The following is a 24,751-nucleotide window of genomic DNA, read 5'->3' as shown; positions in this document are numbered from 1 at the left end:
TCCCTTACGCGTCGTGATAGAGCCAGTTGCGCAGGATGGAGATCGCCTCATCCGGATGTTTATCAACAATTTCGCTTACCTTATTCAGGGTTGATGTCTTGACCTGACCATCAACTTTATCAATATCAATCATACTATTGATTTCGCTTAATGTTTCGGGATTGTCTCCACCACCCTCAGCACCGGAATGACCAATGGCGGCTGTTCCTGAAGCGGCCGTATCATAGGCCGCATTATTTGCACCCGGCAGTGCCATTGCGGCACCGGCCGGACCCGCCAATGCCGGCGTTGCGCCGCCGACTGCGAGGGCGCGGTTTAGAAGGGGGCGAACAACAAGAAGTAAAGCCAATAGGGCAACAATTACGAGAACGCCCATCTCTCCCATTTTAAAGAGGTCTGCTTTGGTGAGGCCCATGAATATTTCGTCAGTTACGGGTTCTTCGTCTGAAAAATCTTCGATCTTCTGCGCGAACTGCATATTCACGACTTCGACAACGTCGCCGCGTTCTTCATCAAAACCAATGGCTGACTTAACTAATCGGCTTACTTGCAAAAGGGCATTTTCTTCCAGTGCGGTATATGTGGTATTGCCATCCGCTCCCGTTTCTGAAATGCCATTGACCAGAACGGCAACCGTCAATCGACGCACAAGACCTGACTCTCTGACTTCCGTCGTGATGGTTTTTGAAATTTCATAATTTACGGTTTCTTCCGTCCGCGAGGCCGCACTTTCTGAATTGCTGCCATCTCCTGTATCTGCTTCAGCTTCCGGCAGATTATTGGCGACAGTTACGGCCTGGTCCCCAGCGAGACCTTCATTCGAGGAACTCGTTTCTTCCACCAACTGGGTGGAGCGGACAACCTGGCTGTCGGGATCGTAGGATTCTGAGTGAACGGTCCGCTGATCGAAGTCCATAATGGCGCTGACCTCCGCGCGAACATTGCCGGCACCCAAGGTCTTTTCCAACAGCGTCTCGATTTGTTCCTTCAACCGTGTTTCATACGTAATGCGCATGAAATCGGTTTGGCTGCCGCCACCTGTCCCAGGGGCATCTTGTCCATCGCCGCGGGCGAGCAGGTTTCCGTTTTCATCTACAATCGAAATATGAGTTGGTGTTAGTGAAGGAACAGCGGCTGCTGCAAGATGCTGGATTGCCGAAACCTGATCGTCAGACAGCCGGCCACGGCCTTTCAGTTTGAGAACGATGGAGGCGCTGGCTTCACGTTTATCACGGCTAAAGACTTCACGTTTTGGCAAGACGAGGTGAACCCGGGCCGCGGATACGTTATTTAAAGCGCGGATAGTTCGCGCAAGCTCTCCTTCAAGCGCTCTGATGAAATTGACATTCTGGACGAAGCTCGTGGTGCCAAATGTATCGGAGCTGTCGAATATTTCATAGCCGACAGAGCCGCCGTTGGGTAATCCGACTTCCGCCATTCCAAGTCGCATGCGCGCAACCTGATCCTGCGGGATTAAGATATCGCGTCCATTGTTCTTAATTTGAAATGGAATTTTATCGGCTTCCAGCCTGCTTACGATCGATGATGAGTCCGATGGCTCCAGTCCGCCATATAGAAGAGCATAATCCGGCGTCGTAATTCTGTTCGCCATTAGCATGATGAGGCCGATCAATCCGACGGCAACAACGCCGAGAATGATTATTCTTACTGATCCCAAACTTTGGAGAAGTTGGCTTATTCCGTTCACGTCGAGCATCCAATGTTTATATAAAATACGCGTAAAATATTATTTCTATGAAAGAAAATACGCGGACTAGATAAACAAGAAGTTAACAGGCGGCAAAAATTGCCCAGTTATGGGAATTTTTTTCCTAGTAGGAGATCAGGGCGCTGAAGGATTGATTAAAACTGCCAATAATGAGCGGGTAGATTAAGGTACGAAGGAGCCTACTCCCGAATAACGGAAAATAAAAAAGCCCGGCACCTAGAAGGGCCGGGCCAGAACAAATTATTTAACAAATAAATTTAATCAATCGTCATCCAGCATAACATCGCCAGGACGATACTCTTGTGTCCGCGTCGTGCGCAGTCCGGGCAGGCCGTGCCGATCAATGGCCTTCTGCCAAGAAAGAAATTCCTCAACAGAGAGCGTATAGCGTCTGCAGGCATCGTCGAGGCTGATTAGTCCGCCTCTCACGGCAGCTACGACTTCTGCCTTACGCCTGATGACCCATCTCTTCGTGTTGGGCGGTGGCAGATCATGAATAGTCATGGGCTGGCCGTCCAAGCCGATTATCCGGTTTACTTTGCGGTCAATATGCGACTGCATTTGCATTTTACCTCGTTACAACATTTTGTCTTCATTACGGATAGTAGCTGCATCGTTTTAACAAACCGCTAACTTGGTTGGTTAATTTTGTCTTCATGGCAAAAGAGGGTAATTTGCCATGAAGACCAAAGGAGCAAGACTAGGAGACTTATCGTTTCAGACGAATGAGTTCTTCCAGCATTTCATCTGCTGTCGTGATGATTTTACCGGCGGCAGAATAAGATCGCTGCGTAATGATCATTCGAGTAAACTCTTCGGCAATATCAACGGTCGATGCTTCTGTGGCAGATGAAATTATCTTACCGGCACCGCCAAACGTTGCTTCCCTTAAAGTGAAAGTTCCAGAGTCAGGCGTTTCGTCATAGGAATTACCATCCTGGTTTCGCATGCCATTGGGATTGGCAAATGTCGCCACCGGGATTTTATAAATCTCTTTTGATGTGCCATTGTCGAATTTGGCGATAACGGTCCCTTCTTCGTTAATGAAAACGGAATTGAACGCGCCGAAAAGGGCGCCGTTTACGTCCGAGGAAACCAGCTCTGAGTTTGACGCGAATTGCGTAAAGCCATCGGACTGTCCGTCCGTGCCAAAATTCAGGGTGACAACTTGCGGCGTATCAATACCCAAGGAGGCAGCCCATGGTATCGTAACCGTGTTGCTCAATGTGGAGCCAGCCAGGTCAAGTGTACCATCTGAATTAAACGCGGCAATTTGCGACGCGAGAACATCTTCGTTGCCATCCCCATCTGTATCGGCGGTGATTTCAACCGTCCATTCATTGGGTGTGCCGCCAGAACCGGTTCTCAAGAAGTTAAACGTAATCGCATGCGCCGATCCCATACTATCGTAAACTTGGAAAGACCGAACAAAATGCGGTGTTGTTGTACCGTTTGCCATATCGCCGGAAACATAACCCGCGCCAAATGTCGCCTGATCTGATGACAGGTTTGCTTTCAGGTTAATGGTAGATGTCGCCTCGGCGTTACCCGTCAGCCCTGTGATATTAACAGGACTTAATGCGGCCAGGTCCGATTGGTTCGCCGGGATATTCCCGTTGGGATCAATTTCCCAGCCCTGGAGGTAATAGCCTTGTGCATTCCGTAGGAGGCCATTGGCATCTGGCTCAAACGTTCCTGCGCGAGTATATGTATAATTGCCTCCGGTTGTTGTCGGATCGGGAACAGTATTCACGACAAAGAAACCATCACCGGCAACAGCCATGTGAGTTGTCGAGTCTGAAGCTGTGATCAGGCCTTGCTGGTCAACTTGTGCCCGTGGATGCACCAGAACACCTCCGGCAGAGTAGGACGTGTCTGTGGCGCTTTCTGTAACCAGCGTCGAAAAGATCGCGTTGGTTCCCTTATACCCAATGGTATTCGTATTCGAGATATTGTCGGATATCATGGCCATTGCTGTCGATTGTGCGGCCAGCCCGGAAACACCGGAAAACATTGCTGCTGTAAGACTCATTTTATTACTCCTTATATAGCGCCTGCCTTAAATGAGGCAAAAGCGTATTCGTTGTCCGCAGTTATGCGGCTGGATTGTTATTGTTTGTGACACTAACGGTCGTTATTTGATCAAGCGTGAGGTAAACGCCACCAACTTTCAGAACTGGTGTGCCGTTTATGGTTTCCATACTTTCGGCTTCGCCTACAAAATCATAAGAGACATCGACGGAATTGCCGCCAGCCGATTCTGCTTTGACGACAAGGTAGTATTGTCCGTCATCAGCGGTGGATCCGTCCGTCTTCTCGCCATCCCAGGAAAAGACCTGCGCACCGGCGGAAGCGCCGTCGGCTTCTTCTGAATAAACTTTCGTGCCGTTCACATCGTAGATTTCATATTCAACAGTCGCGGCACTGCCAGCGAGATCGATATTCCAGGAGGCTCCCGTGCTATCAAGTGCGGCAACGTTCAGATAAGAGCCAACCGTCTTGCCAAGATAGTTGATCATGGCGGATGCCGTACCGTTCTGCTGATTGAGCTGTTGTAGCTGCAGCAGGGCTTCCAGATTCTGGTTTGTCGCGATGTTCTGTTCGACATTGGTGAAATTCACCAACTGATTGGTAAATTCATTTGAATCCGTCGGATTGAGAGGATCCTGGTTCGTCAATTGCGTCGTCAGCAATGTCAGAAAATCATCAAAATTGCTGGCAAGATTTGTCGAAGCCGTGTTTGCGGCACTGTCAACAAGCCCCAGTCCGGCATTTATTTCTGCTATTGTCATCAGCCTATCCTCATGTCGTAAAATCGTTTTTTCATGGGTTTCACCTACACCTGAATATCCAGATTACCGTTACCGTCCGCCGTCATTCGTGACGGAGCTACGGGCGGAAGATCATCACTTTCCATTAATTGCGGGAGAGAGGGGTCACTTCCGGCGAAGTCCATGGGTTGTTCCTGACCGTCCTTGCTTAGTCCGAAATTCAAGCTCCCCGATCCGGTTTCGAAGCCGGCGTCCTGCAGTGCTTTTTCAAGACTGCGGGAATCTCGCTGCAACAAATCCAGAGTTTCTTGCTTATCCACCGCGATGGCTGCAAGGACGCGTCCATCCTGACCAATTTCAAGTTTCACGTCGACACGACCCAATTCAGAGGGATGGAGGCTAATCTTGATCCGATCGACACCTTCCTTGACCGCATTACTGATTTGCAGGGAAACCTGCTCGGCAACCGGAGTTTGTCCGGCGATCCGGGCAGCATTGCTTGCCTGGCTTGTCGAATTGATTGCGGTTGCATCAACACCCTGAACCGCCGCAGCGGGAGGTGTCGGTGACAGGCTCTGGGCGGTATCGCCAGGCATCGCCGCCTGAACCTGCGACGTCCCCGCGACTGTCTGAGCGAGCGGAATTTCACCATTAACGGCGCCTGTCTGTACGGTCATTCCGAAAGGGGTGGTCGTCGCATCTGCGGTTGCGGCAGTTACCAAATTCGTACTGGAAGCCAATGTCGACTGAAATGATTTGGCCGCACCATTTGATGCAAGGGAAATTTTACCTTTTCCTTCCTGCAGCAATTCCGCAACTTTAGACGACAGGATATCTTTTTCAGACATTCTATTGGTCGCCTCGGTTCTGATTTTCTCCAGCGCGTCTGTCGGGGCGGGTTTAACCGTTGCGACATTTTCAGATGCCGCGCTGGGTGTTACCTTGTTGCCGTCCGTAGAAGGCCCCGTCTTTTTTGTAGATGACGTTGCTTGTGCCACGACCGGGGCAGCGACTTGGTTAGCAGTCTGGTTGGCTGCTTGAGCTGCCACATTATCTTTGGCCGGTGAGAGCAAAGGTGATTTCTCGGCGGCAACCGGTGCCTGCTGATCCTTCTTGACGCTGGCACTTTCGTTTGCCGGTACTCCGGTTTGTGGCGCCGTGCCGGCAGGAACGATTGCGGGATTGGCTGTTGCTTCAGCAGGGCTGACCGGGAGGACTGCCTGCGGAGCATGAAGGGGTGTTGTCGTTTTTCCGGAAGCGGCATTCACCGCTGCTGATGAGGTTTCCTTGGCAGGGCTTTCAGTTGCCATCTCAGGCTTGGCGGGCTGATCTTCTACTGGAGCCGGCTCGGATTTTACGGCGCGAACATTTTCTCCCTCAGTGACAGGGTCTTCGCCCTTTGCAGCCGGGTCCGCGGTCGATGATTGAGGTGCCTTATCCGTTGCGGCAGCCGGTTTCACGGGTGCTTCATACGGCGCGGCCCGATCTTCCAGGTAATTTGAAAAATCATCATGATCTTCTTCCCGCAGATCCGGACCATGCCGGTTGGCGGTAGAAGTCGCTCCAATTATTTGCCCTACGTCCATTATATAAACTCTTCTTTTCTCGCAACTGTGCCTAAATGTGGCTCGCCTTTTACTAAGCAAAGTCCGGGCCAGTTTTGAGATTTAAAATAATATCAATAAAAACAACGGATTATGGATATTTGAAAATCAGGTATGCGGGTAAAAACAGCCCGGTCCGGCAAGATATTCCGATAGGTGTAGTCATTTTTGCCGCCGCAAATTGACAGGACGGTCGCTGGGCCGACAAAAGGCCCTTTGTCACACATCCTCTATATAGAAGTGTCGTTTTCGGTCGGGCTCTACCCTATCGGCCGGCACTGGCATCATAAGTTGGCATCGATATTGCTTATTGAAGGGGGGAAAGGCTCTCAAATGGAGCCAATAAAAGTGCGATAGAAGTCGGTAAAATTGATGAAATATGAAATAGAACAACGAGTTGGGTATATTTTTGCAGACAAAAACCCTGCCCAGGAAAAGAAGCCGGAACAGGTAGCAATTACCCTGTATGGGTTGAAATTGCCGTTGGCCGATCGAATTTTCATGGCAGTTGAAGGGTAAATGATATGAGCTTGAATGCCATTTTAAATGCAGGTGTGACGGGGATGCTGAGTCACCAGGCTGCACTCAATGTGACGGCAAATAACGTCGCCAATGTTCAGACAGAAGGATACGCCCGCAAGGTTGTGGATTACGGGGCGATTGTCGTCGATGGTATTGGCGCAGGCGTGGAGATATCGGAAGTGCGCCGGGTCACCGATGAATTTATTGCGAAGGAACTTCGTCTGGCGACCGCAGGGTCCGAACAATATAAAGCCATGTCGGAAATACATTCACAGTTGCAATCCCTGCTTGGTGATCCCGCAGACAATAAATCCCTTACCGGCAAACTGGACAGCATGAATGCAGCGTTTGCAGCGCTATCTGTCGATCCGACCATGTCCATAGCCCGTTCAGCCGCCCTATCGCAAATCGAGGATTTCGGCATTGAGGCAAACCGGTTGCTGACGCAAGTGCAGGAACTGCGTAAAGAGGCAGATTCGCATATCGCAGAAGAAGTTGAGGTTGTGAACCAGGCAATTCTGAGAATTTATGATCTGAATCTGGAAATCAAATCTGCAACATTGAGTGGTCAGCCCGTTGGAGAATTGCTGGATCAGCGCGACAAGGCGCTTACGGACATCTCAAAAATCATGGATATCAAAACATATCCGATGAATGATGGCGCCATTGCCGTTGTCACCGAGGCCGGGCAGCAGCTTCTCGACTTCCAGCCCAGGCAGCTGGTCTATTCACCCGCAGCCATTGTGACGGCGGAGACACAGTTCGAACAGATCTCCTTGAATGTCTATGACGTGACAACCAAAACCGTTGCCGCGACGGGCCAACCGCTCGATCCGGAACTGCAAAGTGGTTCCATGCGCGGCTGGCTTGATATGCGTAACATCGAGCTTCCCAATATGGCCGCTCAGATAGGGGCTCTGGCCTCGGGGGTGGCGGAGCAATTCAACGCCGTTCATAACGACAATATCTCCGTACCGCCGCCGGCCAGTTTGACCGGCCGGAGTTCCGGCGTTGTCGCTGGTGATGCCCATGGTTTCACGGGGCAGGCAACCTTTTACAGCTTTGATGCCAATAACAATATTCAATCTTCCTACACTGTAGACTTCGATAATCCGGGTACATCAACGATGGCCGACGTATTGACCGAGGTAAATGGTGCCCTTGGTGCGGGAACCTTATCGCTCACCAACGGCGTCCTGACGATGGCGGCACAAGGCGGGGCGACAGGGGTCGGCATCGCGCAGGATGCAGCCAGTCCGTCGGCGCGTGGTGGCCGGGGTTTCTCACATTTCTTCGGGATGAATAACTTGATCGCCGCCAAGATCGACACCTCGTTCGACACGGGTTTGAGTGCTACCGACGCCCACGGTTTTACGGGCGTCTCCGAGCTTGTTTTCAGGGGGCCGGACGGGCAGGAGCCCATATCGGTGACAGTGGACTTCGGCGCAATCGGTGGCACCATGGGCGACGTTGTGACAGCGCTCAACGCTGGACTTTCCCCCTATACAACAGCGTCCCTTGACGCCAATGGCGCGCTCAAATTTTCCAACGGATCCGGTTTTGATAACTATTCCATCAATGTTGTAACAGACAGTACGGATCGGGCTGGAACGGGGACGAGTTTCCCTGAAATGTTCGGCGTTGGCGTCCGATACCCCAGCGACGCCGGTCTTGATTACAGTGTGATGTCAAACATTGGTGAAAATCCGGAATTGCTGGCATTGGCAAAGATTGATCCAACCGGCACTCCGGCCATCACACTCGCCGATAACCGCGGGGCCTTGGCGTTTCAGGACCTTGCGACAACGGCCATGTCTTTCGATACGGTCGGCGGCCTTGTCGGGTCAACCGTGACAGTGGCAGATTTTGCAGCTCAAATCCTTGCCAAGGCTGGATTGGATGCGGCACGTGCTGACAGTTTGCAGTCCGATAGAACGGCACTGTCCGGGGCTCTGAACAGCCGCATGCAGGAAGTGTCCGGTGTCAATATGGATGAAGAGCTGGCCAATCTTATTGTTTACCAGAACGCCTATAACGCGTCGGCCCGGCTTATCACAACAGCGCGCGAAATGTATGACGTTTTGCTGACCATGGTTTAGGAGAAAATAAATGACCCGAATTTCAACAGCACAGCAAAGCCAGATGCGCATCACTGACATGATGGCCAGTCAGAAACAGGTGGCCGACGCGCAACGCCAGGTTACAACCGGCCATGTCGCCGAATTTTATAAAGACATCCACATGGATGTCACGAGCCTCGCGGGCGCTAAATCCCTGATGGCGAGACTGGATCAGCATGAAGCCAATAACGGCCTGATCCTGAACCGGCTGTCCAGCTATGATCAGGCCATGGCCGGCATCGAAAGCTCGGGAAGCGATATGAAAGGCGCCGTTATGTCGGCCATCAATACGGCCTCAACTCAGGGACTTTACTCAACAATCGAAGGCGCCTTTGATAATGTTCTGAACTTCCTCAATAGTCAGAATACGGAAGGCTACCTGTTTGCCGGCACCAACCGCGATGTTGCCCCGGTAAATATTTCATCAATCGATGACCTTCTTCTGGCCGCGGAACCACCCACGGATATTTTCCAGAATAATGATCTTAAATCGGCTGTCAGGATCGATGAAAACAGGACATTGGAAGTGGGTGTCCTTGCCGAAGACCTGGGTCTTGAAATCATGACAGCTTTCCAGCGGATGGCCATGTGGCAGAACGGTATTGTCCCAACGACCGCCCCGGTCCCGACGGGTCCGTCAGGAAATTTTGCAACGCCTCTCACGACGGAAGATCAGGATTTCCTGATCGGGGAAATAGCCAATATCGAACAGCTAATTGACAATATAAGCTCGTTTCGGGGGGATAATGGTTTGAACCAGAAAACCATCGAGGACGCCCAGGAAGTTCTCTCCTTGCAGATTAACCAGGCGAAAGGCTTGATCAGTAGTATTGAAGACGTCGATTCTGCGGAAGCCATCACCAATCTGAATCAGAAAAACTTTGCCCTGGAAGCGTCCTACAATGTGTTAAGTCAGATTAACCGGTTGAGCCTGCTCAACTTCATCTAGGGTTAGGGTCCAGCGGGGGCCGAAAAGGCCTGTCTTGATTTGCACTGCTTTTCGGTGATTTTGCCGAAATACTTGCATAATCACCGGCGGCGCCTATATTGCGCGCCATGAATTCATTAGGTTTTGATACAGCACCCGAAGACACCCGTATCGTTGTCGCCATGTCTGGCGGGGTCGATAGTTCGGTGACGGCTGCGCTGTTGAAAGATCAGGGATACGATGTTGTCGGCATTACCCTGCAGCTTTACGATCATGGTGTGGCTGTGCAGAAAAAAGGGGCCTGTTGCGCCGGGCAGGATATTCATGATGCTCGGCGTGTGGCGGAGGCCATCGGCATTCCGCACTATGTTCTGGATTACGAAAATCGATTTCAGGACAGTGTTATGGAGGAATTCGCCGATAGTTACCTTCGCGGTGAAACCCCTGTCCCCTGTGTCCGCTGTAATCAAACGGTAAAGTTTCGCGACTTGCTGGAAACATCACAGGATCTCGGGGCGGTGGCGCTGGCGACAGGCCACTATATCCGGCGCGATGATGTCAACGGATCGGCGCGCCTGTATCGGGGCCGGAATGCGGTCAAGGACCAGAGCTATTTCCTTTTTGCGACAACTCAGGACCAGGCGGATTACTTGCGGTTCCCGCTGGGTGATTTAACGAAAGAGGAAACGCGCGCCCTGGCCGAAAAATACAATCTGGAGGTGGCGGCAAAACCTGAAAGCCAGGATATCTGTTTCGTGCCCAATGGAAATTATGCACAAGTGATCGAACGGATGCGCCCGGGTGCCGGCGTTGCCGGCGATATTGTTGATTTACAGGGGCAGGTTCTGGGCCGGCATACGGGCATTATCAACTATACGGTCGGACAACGCCGCGGTCTGGGGGTGGCGACGGGAAGCCCGCTTTATGTGACGCGCATAGATCCGGATCAAAACCGGGTTGTTGTTGGCCCGGCAGAGGCCCTGTTGGTGTCGAAACTGACCTTGCGTGACATGAACTGGATCGGTGATACACCGCTCAACACTGACGGAACAGAAGTTTTAGTCAAGGTACGCTCGACCCAGACACCCATGAACGCAATTGTTTATGGGGCGCAAAAAGGCTGGGCGGAAGTTCACTTGAAAAATCCGGAAGGGGGCGTCTCGCCGGGGCAAGCCTGCGTCATGTATGAAAAAGACCGCTTGCTGGGCGGAGGCTGGATTGCCGGCACCGAAGCGCCCATAACAATTGCAGCTGATACGGCTCTGCAGGCGTAAATATTCTTATTTCCTCGCTTGACAGCGCAGCGGAAAAACCCTAAAAACCGGGCTTCGAAACGCCCCCTTGCGTGTTTTTTGTTGGTAAGGTGGGCGCCTCGCGGCTCCTTAGCTCAGTCGGTTAGAGCAATGGAATCATAATCCATGTGTCCCCAGTTCGAGTCTGGGAGGAGCCACCATTACCCCTTTGACATACAATGATCATTGCAATCATTTCCCAGGCCGCTTCTGAAGCCTTGGTTTTTGCCCCTGACGGCAGAATTTATTGACGCGTTACATCAGCGCCCAACCCCGCTTTTTACCTGAATTTCTCCCATGTCAGGGCAGTTATTACAATGTAATGCTACAAAAACACCGGTCGCCTACACATATAAGATCCCTGTATCAGTCAATGGCAAAATTTTGGATGAGCTTTTGGGGGCTGCCTGTTCAGGATTTTAAAGAGATGGTAAGCGGCAGGGCGCGGTTTGCCAGTGCCTGCCATGATCCTGCTCAGAAAGGGGTGCAGGAGTGGGCACAAATAGAGGCATGCCGGCATTCACTTGTTTAGGATTGTGGAAGATCGAGGGCAGGATGCCGTGTTTAACAAATTGAGAACGAGGGGAGGTGCAGCCAAACGGGGACGGTAATTAATCGCAGGATTCCCGGTCGCTTACTCTATTAATGCTGAATTAACTTGACCCGTAACAGGATTGAGTAACAATCAGGCTTATGAAGAATGCTCGGTTTTCTCTGAGATACAGCATAGGGCTCATTGCGGTCGGCGCCGTCCTTCTTGCCGGTGCCCTGCTTTTTGCAATGAACGGGGATGCCGATACCTCCGCGACACCGGATGCAACACAAAAGCAAACGGTTGCGGCGGAGGAGGACAAAAGTCCAAAATTTGAGCCGTATACGGGCGACTTTGATGTGATTGAGAAGAAACGCGTTCTTCGGGTTCTTGTTCCTTACAGCAAGACTTTTTTCTTTTTTGATGGCCCGGATCGTAAAGGGCTAACCTATGAGTGGCTAAAATCATTTGAGGGGGCGCTGAATAAAGGGAGAAAGAAAAAGGCGCTGAGGATGCGGGTGGCGATTATTCCCACACCTCGGGATCAGTTGCTGCCAGGGTTAATCAACGGGATTGGTGACATCGCGGCGGGTAATTTGACCATAACACCGGAACGACTGAAACAGGTTGATTTCGGCGCACCGGTGATGACAAATATACAGGAGATACTGGTCACCCATAAGTCGGCCGGTTCTTTTCAATCCATCGATGACCTCGCCGGAAAAACGGTTCATGTCCGGCGTTCAAGTAGCTATTTCAATAGTCTCGAAAAGGCCAATGCCGCGCTCAAGAAAGCCGGAAAACGCCCCGTCAAATTGATAATGGTCGAGGACTATCTCGAAGATGAAGACCTGATGGCTATGATGAATAGCAAGCTTGTCCCGGCTTTAATCGTTGATAAGCATAAAGCTGATCTATGGGTCCAGATTTACAAGAATCTACAGATCCACCCGAAAGTTGTTGTGCGGGATGGCGGAAAAATCGGGTGGGCATTTCGTAAGAACAGCCCGCTTCTCGCAAAGGCCATAAACAGCTTCGTCAAGAAATCAAAGGAGGGCACGTTATTTGGCAATGTGATCATTAATCGATATTTGAAATCCACCAGTGTGATTAGCCAGGCGCTGGACCCCAGCGAGCTTGATAAAGTCTACAAGAATACCGCGCTTTTCCAGCAGGCGGCGGAAAAATACGATCTCGACTGGCTGCTTTTGCTGGCGCAAGGATATCAAGAATCAGGTCTCAATCAAAAGGCAAAAAGTAAAGCGGGGGCAATTGGTATCATGCAGTTGCTGCCCTCAACGGCGGCGGATCCAAATGTAAATATCCCGGATATTTCGACGGCGAAAAACAATATCCATGCAGGCGGCAAGTATCTCAGATTTATTATGGATCAGTATATCAGCCATGCGGCAGTTGACCCGTTTAATCAACAGCTCCTGGCGCTGGCGTCCTATAATGCGGGGCCCTCACGCATCCGAAAACTTCGTAAAAGAGCGGAAGCGCAAAAGCTTGATCCTGATCAGTGGTTCCAGAATGTGGAATATGTTGCCGCCAAGGATATCGGGCGGGAAACCGTCGATTATGTTTTCAATATATATCTTTATTATACCGTCTATCGCCGCGCCCAGTTACAGGTATCCCCAGCGGAAAATTGACGCCATATACCTGCAATGCAGGAAATGTCGGCGATTTGTGAAAGGGGGGGGGCTGGATACCCGGATCTACGGGCGCCGACTGTCTCATTTATAGTCATATGGAGAAGGTAATTGAAACATTCCATCAGCTTTGCTAGGGTGGCTTTCATAAACATACATTCACGTATGAATAAAAATAAAAGAGGTACATCATTCAATGACAATTAACGGAGACGCCTATATCGCGGGTGCGTTCGAGCATCCAACGCGAAAGGCTGTTGGTAAATCCCTTGCGCAACTACATGCCGAAGTGGCCAAGGGCGCCTTGGAAGATGCCGGTTTAACCAAGGATGACGTTGACGGATATTTCTGTGCCGGCGATGCACCGGGTTTAGGTGGCTTGACGATGGCCGATTATATGGGCCTCAACTTGCGCCATATGGACAGTTCAGAAACAGGTGGCTCGTCATATCTGTTGCATGTGGGGCATGCCGCGCAGGCGATCAAGGCGGGTAAATGTAAGATTGCCCTCGTAACCCTGGCCGGGAAACCGCGTGCAGAAGGCATGGCAACCGGCACCAAACCCAGAATTTATGGCGACGGTCTACCGGATGTGCCCTTCGAATTTCCCTATGGGCCCGTCATTGCCAACATGTATGCCATGTGTGCCAAACGACATATGTATGAGTATGGCACGACAAGCGAGCAACTGGCCTGGATCAAGGTTGCCGCGTCGCACCACGCCCAACATAATCCCGATGCCATGCTACGGAATGTGGTGACTGTTGAAGATGTGGTGAACTCGCCAATGATTTCTGATCCGTTGCACCGTCTGGATTGCTGTGTGATCAGTGATGGCGGCGGGGCATTGATCGTTGTTGCCCCGGAAATTGCGCGGGAATTAAATCGGCCCTTGATCAAACTGCGCGGCGCCGGAGAATCACCGAAACATCAAATGGGCGGGCGGGTAGATCTCACTTATTCCGGGGCAGTACGCTCGGGTCCGATTGCCTTTGAAGAAGCAGGCGTCACGCCCGCTGACATCAAATATGCGTCCATTTATGACAGCTTCACGATTTCCGTCTTGATCCAGCTTGAAGATCTCGGTTTTTGTGAAAAAGGAGAAGGCGGTAAATTCGTTGCGGACGGTAACCTGATTTCCGGCACCGGCAAACTCCCCTTCAACACAGACGGCGGGGGCTTGTGCAATAACCATCCGGCAAATCGCGGGGGGATGACCAAGGTCCTTGAGGCCGTTCGCCAATTGCGCGGTGAAGCGCATCCGGCGGTTCAGGTACCAAATTGCGACCTGGCATTGGCGCATGGCACAGGTGGTTCATTGGGAACGCGTCATGGCGCTGCAACACTTATTATGGAAAGGGTATGAAAATGACCGATAATCGTGAAATACCCACACCTCATATAGATGAGGAAACACGGGACTATTGGGATGGCGCAAGCGCCGGTAAATTGATGGTCAAGAAATGCCGAAGTTGCGGCGCTGCACATCATTACCCCCGAACCATATGCCCACATTGCGGCAGTGACGATACCTATTACACGGAATCCAACGGCAAAGGTGTCATCTATTCATTCAGCGTAATGCGCCGGGTGCAACCCAATTTTGCAATCGCGTATGTAACGGTGGAAGACATGGAAATCAAAATGATGACCAATATCATCAATTGCGATTTTGATGCGCTGGAAATCGGGCAAGCGGTCAAGGTGACCTTTGTTGAAACACAAACGGCAGGCGTGTCTGTTCCAATGTTTGAGCCAGCTTAAAATCAAGAAAAGAAGGAAAGAACATGATTAATCCAATGAGCCTGGAAGGGCGCAATATTATCGTCACCGGAGCCGGGCAAGGCGTCGGCGAAGCCGCCGCGGAGCTGGTCGTTTCCCTTGGCGGACGAGCAATTCTCGTCGATATGCAGGCTGACAAGGTGCAAGCACTTGGGGACAAGCTTGGCGCAGAAAATTCTGAAGTCCATGTGGGCAGCGTCGCAGAACCCGGTTTTGTGCAGGATATGGTGGCGAACGCCATAACAAAAAACGGAGCCATTCACGGTCTTGTCAATAATGCAGGCATTGTCCGTGCGGCGATGATCAATAAAATGCCTTTTGAAACCTGGCAACAGGTGATCGACGTCAATCTTACGGGCGTATATTTATGCCTGCAAGCCGTTGGTCGACATATGATTGAACGCGCCAAGGATGGCGATAAAACACCAGGCTCTATTGTTAATATTTCATCCATTGCGGGCCGCCGTGGTACGATTGGCCAGATAAATTATGGCGCGGCAAAAGCAGGTGTCCTCGGCATCACCATGAGTGCTGCAAAGGAATGGGGCCGCTATGGTATCCGGGTGAATAGTGCATGCTTCGGGGTAGTTGAGACGGAAATGACCGAAACAGTCCGGTCCGAAAAGTTTCGCGATGGCTATATGGCACAAATTGTTTTACAGCGCTTTTCAACACCTGAAGAAGTTTCCAAAAGCGTCTGTTACCTACTTTCGGAAGCCTCAAGTTATGTTACAGGCCAGCATCTTTCGATCGATGGTGGGGCGCATATCGGCTACTAGTTCCTATTAGGGGCGCCCACTTTATCCGTATCATTTTTATATTCATATGTTGTAAATTCCCCGGTAGCGCGTTCTATAAAGAAGCGCTGGCGGGGATTTTGCTGCTTGGCATCATATTCGACTTTTTCAACTTGCAAGGGCCGCCCAAATTTATCTCGCGTCACAACCTTGAAACCATCTGCAGTGTATTCGTCAATTTTGTCGCCTCTTGTTCTCTGCCATCCGGTGAGGAACCCTTGTTCATCATATGAAAAGTCGTCGCGCCAGTCGCGGCTCGCAAATACTTGCGGATCTACATAAGGTTTTGTCCCCTTGCCAGGTCGGTGGTCGATAGACGCTATTTGATTGTCCTTGTTGTAGCTTCGAATTTGATTGGCAGGAAACAGGAAGCTAACGAATGCAGGGGCAGAATAGTAGGTTCCATTATTGACAAATACGCCAATTTCGACCCTGTGGGTCTGAAAGTCAGGCCTTTCCGGTGCCGGAAATCCATCATGCCAGGGAACCGTGATTTCCGCCACGCTTCCTTCTGCATTTTTCGGGGTTATTTTTATTTTCCTGGAATCCCCGCGCAGCACCACCCAATGATATGTCAGTTTTTGATCCGCAGGCACTTTTGTCTTTTCAGCGCTAACCACAAGTGTTGTATTTTTTGCGGATGATCGAACAACGCGGGCGATCGCCCCAGGTGTCTTAAAAAGCGTTTCCGGTAAAAACCTGCTAAAGTTATCGATCCCTTTCCTTGGTGTGCTTTCCTCGACAATCGCAAGCGACACCATGGGAGGAACTTTGTCCAGCTCCATTTCCTGCGCCATTACAATCATGCGGATGACATCAAGATTTTTACTGTCAAACACCGGTGGATGCGCTTTATAGGTCAAATAATCTTCGGCTTTTTCTGAGGATAACTGACCTTCCCGCAGGATCATCTGAACCGTGGGCATGAGAAGGTTCCTTTTGACTAGCTCATCTTTCACGCCGGGATCGAAGGCTGCAAGAATGCTTGCTAATGCTTTAAGAAAAGGTTTGTCAGAACCGGACCTTCCTTGAGAAATAACCAGGTACGGTGTGGTAGCAGATAAAACATCTCCATTTTTCTCGGAATAGTCATGCACAGCCGGATAAACATACAGGTGATTTTGAACATATTGTAAGTATAATTTTTGCATAGCGAAGGGCAAAACATAAGCCAGGCTTGCCTGGCTATGCAGGCCAATGATGCCGGTGGATGAATTGCCAATAGTAGGAGCGTTGAAAACAATTTTCGTATTCAGGCCGTAATCGATGCCGGCATTTTTTGCTTCCGGGCTATATTCGACAAACCCAAATTGTGGGAAGGTTTCTTTGCTGAGGGAGGAGTGTTGATGATCCCGATTGTCATAAAGATCACCACTATTCCCGGCAGCAAAACCGCGTCTGAACCACCCATTTAATTGTTTGGCGACGGGGTCATTAGCATCTTTTTGTACGGTCACCGGAGATGCACGGCGTGAATTGAATTCAAATCGACTGAGCAAGACACCAAATCGTCCGTTCCAGGTCGTATTGGCTGCGCTTACAAGGGCGTTAGTCCCTTCAACGAAATAGGGCTCTATCTTGCGTTTTTCAGTTTTGCCTTCTGTCGCATTAAGCTTAATAATTTTCTCTGCCAGGTCTTTAAACCGGGCCGTGGAGCGAATGGATTTTAGATTTGGATCCCTTTGCAGCCTTTCGGAGTTATTGAAGCCTTTATTTATCGCATTTTCCAGGGCATCAAGCGCTTCTTTTTGTTTGTTCTGAGAGGCAAAAACTGTTGCGATAAGAAAGTAATTTTGCGCCCGATCCGGATATTTTTTGACCACCTTTAGCAGCGCCTTTTCCGCAACCTCAAATCTGCCTGCCTTTAGAGCGCCAAATACGAAAGCAAGCCGCTCTGACATATTAGGCATATCAAAAACATTAAATTGTTTTGGAGCAGGTTCAGCTGTTTGAGCAGGGGCGGTGGACGCGCTGGCAACCTGAAATAAACATAATGTTGTGACGAGAAGCTGGATAGTACGCGTTCTCAGCAAGTTCTTTGAGCCCATAGAGTAAATTCCTTATCACCCCCACCTGGTTGCCAGTACGCTTTCGAAATGCGTTTCCGTGTCGGTTGCGAAAACGCATTTCGCGACTTAATTAGGCTTCCGACAGGATATGGATTGCCCGATTGGCCAGCATATCTTTCGTTTTGGCACCATAGGCTTTCATATGATCAGAAACAGCATGGGCCATTAAAGCATCCATACTTTCCCATTTTTCGATGACAGCAAAGCTATTCTCGCCAATTTTTGCCTGAAAACCGCCGACGCCTTCCATGTCAATAACGGCGCCATATTCAATACACCCTTGTTCAGCAAGAACGGCAGGAACATTTGCCTTAAACATGCCCAGGACTTCGTCTCTCATGCCGGGTTTTGTTTCGATCATGGCGATTACATTTACGGTCTGCATTTTTTTTCCTTTTTAGTTTTATTGATTTCGCTAAAATCCTACAGCATTACTCTGGCGGTTGACCATAATTATTATCAATTACAGCCCATTATCTGGAAGAGGTTTGGAATGTCTGTTGACGTAGAAAGTCTTTTACTGCGCTTAGGTTACGCTGGACGCATCGACGTTTCCTTGAAGGTTTTACAGGATTTGAAAACCGCATTTTTGCTGTCTGTTCCATTTGAGAATATCGATGTGCATATCCCTCGGGAAATCAAATTGTTTGACGGCGCTGCAGAAGAGAAAATTGTACAACAACGTCGCGGGGGGTTCTGTTATGAATGCAATTTTCTTTTTCACCAACTCATCAGCCAGATTGGATTTGATGCCGCTATATGCTCGGCTCAAATGATGAAGAATGATATTTTGCTGCCACCGTTTGAACATATGGTGTTGTTGGTTACGATCGAAAAGTCGGTGTTCCTGGTTGATGTCGGTAATGGCGAGTCTGTCCGCATTCCCATGAATTTGCAACGCGACGAGATACATATGACACCGGAGGGGAAAAAGTATCGAATTGGTGAATTTGAGGGGCAGTTTGCGCTGGAATGCTGTGATGGAAATGCGTCAAACTGGAGCGTTAAATTCGTCGTTGACCCAACACCCCGCCGGCTAGAGGATTTTTCCGACCGCTGTCATTTCCAGCAAACATCTCCGAATTCGGTATTTACGACGCAACCGATGGCGACACTTGCGCTAACGGATGGTCGCCGGACAATTCGGGGAAAGCAGTTTTCTGAAACAAAGGAAAATCGGCAGACGCAGGAAATTACGTTTGAAGATGAACAAGAATATTACGCTTGCCTTCGCGATAAATTTGGATTGGTTTTTGCGGCGCATGATCAAAAATTCTGGCATCCTTGACCTTTTGCAGCGATACTAAAGCCGGGGTCGAATTATGTTACGAATAAAAGGAGAATACTAATGGCCGGCCCTTTCACCGGAATTCGAATAATTGACCTGACAACCATGATTTCCGGACCATTGGCAACAATGACTTTGGCAGATCAGGGAGCTGATGTCATAAAAGTTGAACAGCCCGGTGGCGGCGATTATGCGCGGCATGTTGCGACCCGGCGGCATGGATTCTCGGCGTCCTTCGTTAATAACAATCGAAACAAGCGGTCGGTTGTCGTCGATTTGAAAAAACCGGAGGGGCTTGAAATCATTGAACAAATGGTTTCTGAAGCCGATGTGTTTGTCCAGAATTTCAGACCCGGCGTGGCGGATCGCATGGGTCTTGGCGAAGACCATATACGTGAAATTAACCCGTCAATTGTCTATGTTTCAATTTGCGGATTTGGCTTTGACGGCCCCTATGCCCAAAAGCCGGTGTTTGACCCGTTGATTCAGGCGGTTTCCGGACTGACAACCGTACAGGGTGGGTCCGATGAAGAGCGCCCAAGACTTGTCAGGACAATTTTGCCGGACAAATTGACTGCAATCCAGGCATCTCAAGCGATCTCTGCGGCGCTATTCGCGCGGGAACGGAGCGGTGAAGGGCAGCATGTACGATTATCCATGCTGGATACGGTTGTCTCTTTTCTATGGAGCTCGGATATGGGGGGACATACCTTTGTTGGGCGGGAATCTTCGTCTGAAGCAGCGCAGTCCTTTATCGACCTGATTTACGAGACGAAAGACAGCTATATATCTGTAGCGGTCATGCTTGATAAGCATTGGAAAGGATTTACGGTGGCCGTCGAATGCCCTGATTTGCTGGAGGATGAGCGGTTTTCAACACCCACCGCAAGAGAGGTTAATAAAGACGCTCGCACCCGCTTAATGCAGGAAAAAATGCGTCCCCATACGACAGCAGAGTTGATGCAGAGACTGGAGGATCAAGATGTGCCCTGCGCACCGGTTCTTAACAGGACAGAAATGCGAACTCATCCACAAGTCGTTGCCAATGGCATAGTTGTCGAGAATGAACATCCAGAAGCGGGTCTCGTTCGTCAGACCCGGCAACCGGCCGAATTTTCAGTAAGTCAAAATGAATACAGATATGGTGCCCCGATTTATGGGGATCATACACGAGAGATATTGGCGGAAATCGGTTTTAATGATACGCAGATTTTGCAATTCGAAACATCTGGCGCAGCTTGGCAGACCGATGCCAAGGAACGAAGGAAGAAAAAAGCATGACAGTAAAAGCAATATGCGGCCTTGGTCTGGGCATTGCGGTATCTGTGGGTATGATCGCGGTGGATGCGCTTGCGGACAATCGGGGAAGTGATTGGCGGGTGACAGGCTGTGCCGGTGTGGTGGAGGAGGAATTAACCTCGCTTAAACTTGGCATATTGGACGTAGATAAAGTGCGCTATATCGTTCAAAGCTCTGATTCATTCGAATCCGATGCCGGCGAAAGCCTGGAGGGGTGGGTGAGCTTTAAAAACTGCAAAGGCAATCTGGTCGTCAAACTCTCTCAAACATGTCAGATTGATACTCTCTACACGACGGGTGACTGCGAAATCGAGGATATCTCGGATTACTAGGATTTCGCCAGGGACTTGAGCGTTGCTCCGGGGTGACTAATATCTTGTACCGTGATTTTACGACCCGCGGCAAGCAGCCTTCGGGCGGCCATATGATCGGCAGGATGATTAATGCTTTCTACGCCGACAAACCGGTTATTTGTAAAACAGCAAACAGAAAACTTTCCGGTCGCCGGATCACCGGAAACAACAGTTGTATCCGCATTGGAGGTAAGGCCGGCGATTTGTATTTTTAAGTCCGATTGATCACTCCAGAACCAGGGTATGGAACCATACTCCGTAGAGGTTCCGCAAATGTTTTCAGCAACCGTTTTCGCCTGATCCACTGCGTTCTGAACTGATTCAAGCCGGATATTCCGGCCTGAGAAATCTGACGGAAAACAAGCGCAATCGCCAATAGCAAAAATATCTGGATCTGACGTATGGAGTGTCGCATCGACCTGAATACCATTGCTGACGGTTAGGCCCGCCGCCTCGGCGAGTTCCGAGTTTGGGATAATTCCAACTGAAACAAGAACCAGCTCACAGGGCAGCTTGCTGCCATCGTGCATTTGCAAGTCGGTAGCAAAATCACTGCTGCTGTTTATGGCAACAATTTTTTGCGCCAATAGGATTTCTATACCCCTTGCCAAATGGACCTTTTGAACATAGTCCGAGAGGGTCGGGCAGACCGCTCTCGCCATCACCCTTGATGCGGCTTCAACGATCGTCACCTGAGCCCCTAATTCTTTCGCTATTGATGCGAATTCGAGCCCGATAAATCCGCCACCGATAACCGCAATTTTAGGCTTCTTCTGAAGTTCCAGGCGAAGCCGCTTGGCGTCCTCCAGGCCCCGCAACTGGAAAACGTTTTTTAACTCTCCGCCATCAAAGGGTAAAATGCGATTGCGCGCACCTGTTGCAATTACCAGTTTCCCGTAGGGCAGTTCCTCTCCCGTTGTGAGCGAAACTGATTTAGTTTGTCGATTGATTTTTATGGCTGTTGAAGCCTGCATGATCTCGATCTGCTTGCTTTCGTAAAGCTGTTCATTTCGAAATATCAGGCTGCTGTCGGTGACCGAGTTTTTTAAATAGGATTTTGATAATGGGGGTCGCTGGTAGGGCAGGAAATTTTCCCCATTTAAAAGGGTGATCTCTCCTGAATAGTCCATATCGCGGAGACTGAATGCCGTTTGGACACCGGCCTGGCCTGCGCCAATGATGACGACAGGTTCGGGCATTAAACTTGTGTTTCTGGGAACGTTACTCTTATGCCATCTATGTCGGAATTGGACTCAATTTGACAGCTTAGACGGCTTGTCGGGCGCCTGTCTGACGATGTGCATTCCAGCATCTCTTCTTCCATATCATCGATTGCAGGTAGTTTTTCGAGGAAAGAAGCGTCAACATATACATGGCAAGTCGCACACATTGCCGACCCGCCACATTCGCCAATGACACCATCAAGGCCACTTGAAACGGCGGCTTGCATTAGGCTGGTTCCCTCAGCCACATCCATATCCGTTTCGGTTCCGTCCGTACTAATATATGTAACTTTTACCATTATTTCTCAATCATTCCTTCGCCAGATATCCTTGCAGAAAATTCTACTCACAAACGCCGTTTTTGCTGAGCTTCATCCGGATCTGATGTGAAAAACGATCTCCGTCACTTAATGTGACGGTTTCAAATCCCAGCAAGGTCAACAAATCCAAAAAAGTCAAATTTTCCGGCATGCCGCTTTCTTCAAAAATCGGCGTAGTACGGGCACTTGTCGTCAAATCCGCCAACAAGGCCCGGACCCGATAGATGGTCTGGAGATGGCCCTCAGTTTTTGCAACAATAATTAATTTTCGTGAATCGCCGCCTTTTGCAAAAACAGCATAAGGGGAATCATAAGGCTTGTTGGCCATACCTTCTTTAATGCCAATAACAAACCCTATTCGCCGACGCTTATCCATATTGGGAAGCTGGGGGACCCGCGCGCAATAGGTTTCAATAATAGCCGGCTGCGGATAATAGTACCCGACGTAGCGATCTGTTTTCGCCGAAGCGACGCCGGTATAAAAAGTTAGAAATACTAAAAGCCCGCCAAAAATAATCCGGCCGCAAGAATTCAGTAGCATTTACAGCTATCCCCATAAATTTGAAAAAACATTCGCTAGCATAAAAGTAAAATTGCGCAGATACAAAGCTGAAAAGCGGGGTCAAGATACTTTACAAAATTTAAGCTTGGTGTGCCGCTGTCCATTCCGTGAGCATTTTCCGTGCATTAGTCGCAGCAGTTTCGTCGTCACTTGTTTTTTCAGGTACTTTAGCTGTTAGTTCAATCACATAGCCATTTGGATCTCTGAAGTAAATGGAATGGATGGCATGATGGTCAGAGATGCCCCGTGTTTCCATTCCCAATTCTTTTCCCTTGGCAAACATGGCATGCAGACTGTCCATATCTACTTCCAAGGCAATGTGAAGGTCGTAGTCATGTTGGTCAATAAATTCAAATGACTGCTCAGGAACTTCAAAAAACGCAAGAAACGATCCATCATCCATTCGATAGAAAGTATGAAGAGCTTCTGTCTGCCGGCCTGTTTTCGTTGATCCGATAGAAAGAGCATCAGCGAGGGGTAATCCTAAAAAATCCTCGTAGAATTTACGTGTTTCTTCGGAATCACGACATCTATACGCGTTGTGATGCAACCCTTTAATCATCGTCTTTTCCTTTTTATAATGCGCGCCCACGCTATTATTAGACAGTTGAGCGTATAGGCGGTTAAATCAAGAGAAAAATTTAAATCCCTATCGGTTTCCGTTTGCCAAAGACCTGGCTTCAGGTAGCTGCCGTAACCGTATCATCGCAAGGACACCCAGCATCGGACCGATTGCGAGCGGCGCAAATGCATATTTCCAGGTCACGATATCAACAAATAACGGAACGAGATGGATAGTGGAGAGACTAATTAGAAATCCAACACAGGTTTGGATTGTCAGCATCGTCCCCAGCATGTTTTTCGGGCTTAATTCTATGATGCAGGTCGAGAACTGAGCTGAATCTGCGATCACCGATATTCCCCAGATCAGGCAGATAATGATAAGGAAAACAGGATTGCCGCCAAAGAAAAGCCCGACAATTAGCGCGCAGGAGCCACTGATTACCATGGCTAATATGGTGATCGTCGTTCGGCCAAGGCGATCTGCGGCAATACCGGCCACCAGACTTCCCAAACCTCCAACAGCGATTGTTGCAAATGTTGCCAGATTGGCGTCAAAACGGGCATCAGCCAGATTTATGATCTGGAAGCTTTCGTAAAGAAAGACACCTATCCATGCCCACATAGCATACAGTTCCCACATATGGCCGAAATACCCGAAATTAGCCAATCGCAAGGGTTTGTATTTCCAGGCATATAAGGCCAATGACAAATCGAGGGGCGGCGCTTTTGGAATATCGTGACCAAGGGATACAAACCGGATTAAAAACGCAGAGATGAGGGCGAGACCGCTGCCGGCAATTAAAGGAATTCGCCAGTCAAAACCGGACGTGTCCAGCAAATTGAGAATATGGGGGAACGCACTGCCAAGTGTTAACGCACCGACCAGCAGACCGACCAGCAGACCCGTATCATTTTTTGCCCAGGTTGACACCATCTTCATACCGATGGGATAAATGCCCGCCATGCAGATGCCGGTAAGCAACCTCAAAAGGATCACTTCAGTTGACAAAGGATCCAGAAAAACAATCGAAGCGTTTGCCAGTGCCGCGATCAAAGTTGATATGGCGAAAAAGAACTTTGGCGGCATGCGATCCGCCAGGCTGAACATGGCACTTAGAAGTGTACCGGCAACGAACCCAATGGCGACACTGCTGGAAAAGAGAGACGCGTGAAATCCGCCCAAACCAAACTCGGCTTTTAGCACAGGAATTAGGGCGGTCGCCGAAAACCAAAGAGATAAGGCAAGAACCTGGCAAATCGCTAACAGACTAACAGCCTGCCATTTTTTTTGAGGAGAAATTGCCACCATTGTCCGGGATCTATTGGCGATGAGGGATTTGA

The 24,751-nt window shown here is 49.7% G+C and carries 23 protein-coding genes and 1 tRNA gene; 12 read left to right on the top strand and 12 right to left on the bottom strand.

Going from position 1 to position 24,751, the window contains the following annotated elements:
* Positions 1-4: 4 nt before the first annotated feature.
* From fliF to NBZ79_RS15140, 5 genes are all read right to left on the bottom strand, one after another.
* Positions 5-1,717: a flagellar basal-body MS-ring/collar protein FliF gene (gene fliF, locus NBZ79_RS15160; RefSeq protein ID WP_420854543.1), complete on the bottom strand. Its 1,713-nt coding sequence runs from the start codon at positions 1,715-1,717 to the stop codon at positions 5-7.
* A 273-nt stretch (positions 1,718-1,990) separates the two neighbouring features.
* The gene (gene sciP, locus NBZ79_RS15155) at positions 1,991-2,290 is read right to left on the bottom strand and encodes a CtrA inhibitor SciP (RefSeq protein ID WP_251933383.1); all 300 of its coding nucleotides are present in this window, start codon (positions 2,288-2,290) and stop codon (positions 1,991-1,993) included.
* Positions 2,291-2,438: 148 nt separating this feature from the next.
* Positions 2,439-3,761: a flagellar hook protein FlgE gene (flgE, locus tag NBZ79_RS15150; protein ID WP_251933382.1), complete on the bottom strand. Its 1,323-nt coding sequence runs from the start codon at positions 3,759-3,761 to the stop codon at positions 2,439-2,441.
* A gap of 61 nt (positions 3,762-3,822) precedes the next feature.
* Complete coding sequence (locus NBZ79_RS15145) at positions 3,823-4,521, bottom strand: flagellar hook assembly protein FlgD (RefSeq protein WP_251933381.1); 699 nt, start codon at positions 4,519-4,521, stop codon at positions 3,823-3,825.
* Positions 4,522-4,565: 44 nt separating this feature from the next.
* A complete protein-coding gene (locus NBZ79_RS15140) occupies positions 4,566-6,086 on the bottom strand; it encodes a flagellar hook-length control protein FliK (protein WP_251933380.1) in 1,521 nt (506 codons plus the stop codon).
* Between the two features lie 390 nt (positions 6,087-6,476).
* On the opposite strand from NBZ79_RS15140, the gene NBZ79_RS15135 reads away from it, so the two are divergent.
* The 9 genes from NBZ79_RS15135 to NBZ79_RS15095 all read left to right on the top strand — a co-directional run bounded on the left by NBZ79_RS15135 (position 6,477) and on the right by NBZ79_RS15095 (position 15,714).
* Positions 6,477-6,623: a hypothetical protein gene (locus NBZ79_RS15135; RefSeq protein WP_251933379.1), complete on the top strand. Its 147-nt coding sequence runs from the start codon at positions 6,477-6,479 to the stop codon at positions 6,621-6,623.
* Between the two features lie 5 nt (positions 6,624-6,628).
* Entirely contained in the window at positions 6,629-8,725 is a 2,097-nt protein-coding gene (gene flgK / locus NBZ79_RS15130) for a flagellar hook-associated protein FlgK (RefSeq protein ID WP_251933378.1), read from the top strand.
* Between the two features lie 10 nt (positions 8,726-8,735).
* Complete coding sequence (locus NBZ79_RS15125) at positions 8,736-9,695, top strand: flagellin (protein WP_251933377.1); 960 nt, start codon at positions 8,736-8,738, stop codon at positions 9,693-9,695.
* Between the two features lie 107 nt (positions 9,696-9,802).
* Complete coding sequence (mnmA, locus tag NBZ79_RS15120; RefSeq protein ID WP_251933376.1) at positions 9,803-10,948, top strand: tRNA 2-thiouridine(34) synthase MnmA; 1,146 nt, start codon at positions 9,803-9,805, stop codon at positions 10,946-10,948.
* A 102-nt stretch (positions 10,949-11,050) separates the two neighbouring features.
* Positions 11,051-11,127 (top strand) — tRNA-Met (locus tag NBZ79_RS15115).
* Positions 11,128-11,659: 532 nt separating this feature from the next.
* Positions 11,660-13,153, top strand: a complete 1,494-nt coding sequence (locus NBZ79_RS15110; RefSeq protein WP_251933375.1) for an MltF family protein — start codon at positions 11,660-11,662, stop codon at positions 13,151-13,153.
* A gap of 196 nt (positions 13,154-13,349) precedes the next feature.
* Complete coding sequence (locus NBZ79_RS15105) at positions 13,350-14,519, top strand: thiolase domain-containing protein (protein ID WP_251933374.1); 1,170 nt, start codon at positions 13,350-13,352, stop codon at positions 14,517-14,519.
* Between the two features lie 2 nt (positions 14,520-14,521).
* Positions 14,522-14,917: a Zn-ribbon domain-containing OB-fold protein gene (locus NBZ79_RS15100; protein WP_251933373.1), complete on the top strand. Its 396-nt coding sequence runs from the start codon at positions 14,522-14,524 to the stop codon at positions 14,915-14,917.
* A 23-nt stretch (positions 14,918-14,940) separates the two neighbouring features.
* Positions 14,941-15,714 (top strand): SDR family NAD(P)-dependent oxidoreductase, encoded by a 774-nt coding sequence (locus NBZ79_RS15095; RefSeq protein WP_251933372.1) that lies wholly within the window; start codon positions 14,941-14,943, stop codon positions 15,712-15,714.
* Here the strand turns inward: NBZ79_RS15095 and NBZ79_RS15090 are convergent.
* Positions 15,711-17,780, bottom strand: a complete 2,070-nt coding sequence (locus NBZ79_RS15090) for a tetratricopeptide repeat protein (protein ID WP_251933371.1) — start codon at positions 17,778-17,780, stop codon at positions 15,711-15,713. The two genes, NBZ79_RS15095 and NBZ79_RS15090, sit on opposite strands and share 4 nt — an antisense overlap.
* 91 nt (positions 17,781-17,871) lie before the next feature.
* Positions 17,872-18,186 carry a putative quinol monooxygenase gene (locus tag NBZ79_RS15085; protein WP_251933370.1) on the bottom strand — a complete coding sequence of 105 codons (315 nt, stop codon included), beginning with the start codon at positions 18,184-18,186 and terminating at the stop codon, positions 17,872-17,874.
* A gap of 108 nt (positions 18,187-18,294) precedes the next feature.
* On the opposite strand from NBZ79_RS15085, the gene NBZ79_RS15080 reads away from it, so the two are divergent.
* From NBZ79_RS15080 to NBZ79_RS15070, 3 genes are read left to right on the top strand one after another with little or no spacing between them, the layout of a single operon-like run.
* Positions 18,295-19,089 carry an arylamine N-acetyltransferase family protein gene (locus NBZ79_RS15080; RefSeq protein ID WP_251933369.1) on the top strand — a complete coding sequence of 265 codons (795 nt, stop codon included), beginning with the start codon at positions 18,295-18,297 and terminating at the stop codon, positions 19,087-19,089.
* Positions 19,090-19,149: 60 nt separating this feature from the next.
* Entirely contained in the window at positions 19,150-20,370 is a 1,221-nt protein-coding gene (locus tag NBZ79_RS15075; RefSeq protein WP_251933368.1) for a CaiB/BaiF CoA transferase family protein, read from the top strand.
* Positions 20,367-20,720 carry a hypothetical protein gene (locus NBZ79_RS15070; RefSeq protein WP_251933367.1) on the top strand — a complete coding sequence of 118 codons (354 nt, stop codon included), beginning with the start codon at positions 20,367-20,369 and terminating at the stop codon, positions 20,718-20,720. The genes NBZ79_RS15075 and NBZ79_RS15070 overlap by 4 nt, the downstream gene beginning before the upstream one ends.
* Here NBZ79_RS15070 and NBZ79_RS15065 read toward each other — a convergent pair.
* The 5 genes from NBZ79_RS15065 to NBZ79_RS15045 form a co-directional block, all read right to left on the bottom strand.
* A complete protein-coding gene (locus NBZ79_RS15065; protein WP_251933366.1) occupies positions 20,717-21,940 on the bottom strand; it encodes an NAD(P)/FAD-dependent oxidoreductase in 1,224 nt (407 codons plus the stop codon). The genes NBZ79_RS15070 and NBZ79_RS15065 overlap by 4 nt on opposite strands.
* Complete coding sequence (locus NBZ79_RS15060) at positions 21,940-22,263, bottom strand: 2Fe-2S iron-sulfur cluster-binding protein (RefSeq protein ID WP_251933365.1); 324 nt, start codon at positions 22,261-22,263, stop codon at positions 21,940-21,942. The genes NBZ79_RS15065 and NBZ79_RS15060 overlap by 1 nt, the downstream gene beginning before the upstream one ends.
* Positions 22,264-22,306: 43 nt before the next feature.
* Positions 22,307-22,825 carry a hypothetical protein gene (locus NBZ79_RS15055; RefSeq protein WP_251933364.1) on the bottom strand — a complete coding sequence of 173 codons (519 nt, stop codon included), beginning with the start codon at positions 22,823-22,825 and terminating at the stop codon, positions 22,307-22,309.
* 100 nt (positions 22,826-22,925) lie between these two features.
* Positions 22,926-23,408 carry a VOC family protein gene (locus tag NBZ79_RS15050; protein ID WP_251933363.1) on the bottom strand — a complete coding sequence of 161 codons (483 nt, stop codon included), beginning with the start codon at positions 23,406-23,408 and terminating at the stop codon, positions 22,926-22,928.
* Positions 23,409-23,495: 87 nt separating this feature from the next.
* Positions 23,496-24,719, bottom strand: coding sequence for an MFS transporter (locus NBZ79_RS15045; RefSeq protein ID WP_251933362.1), 1,224 nt, complete (start codon positions 24,717-24,719; stop codon positions 23,496-23,498).
* Positions 24,720-24,751: the final 32 nt, after the last annotated feature.

It is taken from the genome of Sneathiella marina, from assembly GCF_023746535.1.
Taxonomy (GTDB): Bacteria; Pseudomonadota; Alphaproteobacteria; order Sneathiellales; family Sneathiellaceae; genus Sneathiella; species Sneathiella marina.
This window is presented reverse-complemented; position numbering and strand designations above follow the sequence as displayed.

Bases quoted from the DNA above. Each gene is read 5' to 3' on its own strand.
- NBZ79_RS15050 (WP_251933363.1), bottom strand. From the start codon at position 23,408: ATGATTAAAGGGTTGCATCACAACGCGTATAGATGTCGTGATTCCGAA.
- sciP (WP_251933383.1), bottom strand. From the start codon at position 2,290: ATGCAGTCGCATATTGACCGCAAAGTAAACCGGATAATCGGCTTGGAC.
- NBZ79_RS15060 (WP_251933365.1), bottom strand. From the start codon at position 22,263: ATGGTAAAAGTTACATATATTAGTACGGACGGAACCGAAACGGATATG.
- NBZ79_RS15125 (WP_251933377.1), top strand. From the start codon at position 8,736: ATGACCCGAATTTCAACAGCACAGCAAAGCCAGATGCGCATCACTGAC.
- NBZ79_RS15100 (WP_251933373.1), top strand. From the start codon at position 14,522: ATGACCGATAATCGTGAAATACCCACACCTCATATAGATGAGGAAACA.
- NBZ79_RS15085 (WP_251933370.1), bottom strand. From the start codon at position 18,186: ATGCAGACCGTAAATGTAATCGCCATGATCGAAACAAAACCCGGCATG.
- NBZ79_RS15135 (WP_251933379.1), top strand. From the start codon at position 6,477: ATGAAATATGAAATAGAACAACGAGTTGGGTATATTTTTGCAGACAAA.
- mnmA (WP_251933376.1), top strand. From the start codon at position 9,803: ATGAATTCATTAGGTTTTGATACAGCACCCGAAGACACCCGTATCGTT.
- NBZ79_RS15065 (WP_251933366.1), bottom strand. From the start codon at position 21,940: ATGCCCGAACCTGTCGTCATCATTGGCGCAGGCCAGGCCGGTGTCCAA.
- fliF (WP_420854543.1), bottom strand. From the start codon at position 1,717: ATGCTCGACGTGAACGGAATAAGCCAACTTCTCCAAAGTTTGGGATCA.
- NBZ79_RS15045 (WP_251933362.1), bottom strand. From the start codon at position 24,719: ATGGTGGCAATTTCTCCTCAAAAAAAATGGCAGGCTGTTAGTCTGTTA.
- NBZ79_RS15090 (WP_251933371.1), bottom strand. From the start codon at position 17,780: ATGGGCTCAAAGAACTTGCTGAGAACGCGTACTATCCAGCTTCTCGTC.
- NBZ79_RS15080 (WP_251933369.1), top strand. From the start codon at position 18,295: ATGTCTGTTGACGTAGAAAGTCTTTTACTGCGCTTAGGTTACGCTGGA.
- NBZ79_RS15140 (WP_251933380.1), bottom strand. From the start codon at position 6,086: ATGGACGTAGGGCAAATAATTGGAGCGACTTCTACCGCCAACCGGCAT.
- NBZ79_RS15075 (WP_251933368.1), top strand. From the start codon at position 19,150: ATGGCCGGCCCTTTCACCGGAATTCGAATAATTGACCTGACAACCATG.
- NBZ79_RS15105 (WP_251933374.1), top strand. From the start codon at position 13,350: ATGACAATTAACGGAGACGCCTATATCGCGGGTGCGTTCGAGCATCCA.
- flgK (WP_251933378.1), top strand. From the start codon at position 6,629: ATGAGCTTGAATGCCATTTTAAATGCAGGTGTGACGGGGATGCTGAGT.
- NBZ79_RS15145 (WP_251933381.1), bottom strand. From the start codon at position 4,521: ATGACAATAGCAGAAATAAATGCCGGACTGGGGCTTGTTGACAGTGCC.
- NBZ79_RS15095 (WP_251933372.1), top strand. From the start codon at position 14,941: ATGATTAATCCAATGAGCCTGGAAGGGCGCAATATTATCGTCACCGGA.
- NBZ79_RS15110 (WP_251933375.1), top strand. From the start codon at position 11,660: ATGAAGAATGCTCGGTTTTCTCTGAGATACAGCATAGGGCTCATTGCG.
- NBZ79_RS15070 (WP_251933367.1), top strand. From the start codon at position 20,367: ATGACAGTAAAAGCAATATGCGGCCTTGGTCTGGGCATTGCGGTATCT.
- NBZ79_RS15055 (WP_251933364.1), bottom strand. From the start codon at position 22,825: ATGCTACTGAATTCTTGCGGCCGGATTATTTTTGGCGGGCTTTTAGTA.
- flgE (WP_251933382.1), bottom strand. From the start codon at position 3,761: ATGAGTCTTACAGCAGCAATGTTTTCCGGTGTTTCCGGGCTGGCCGCA.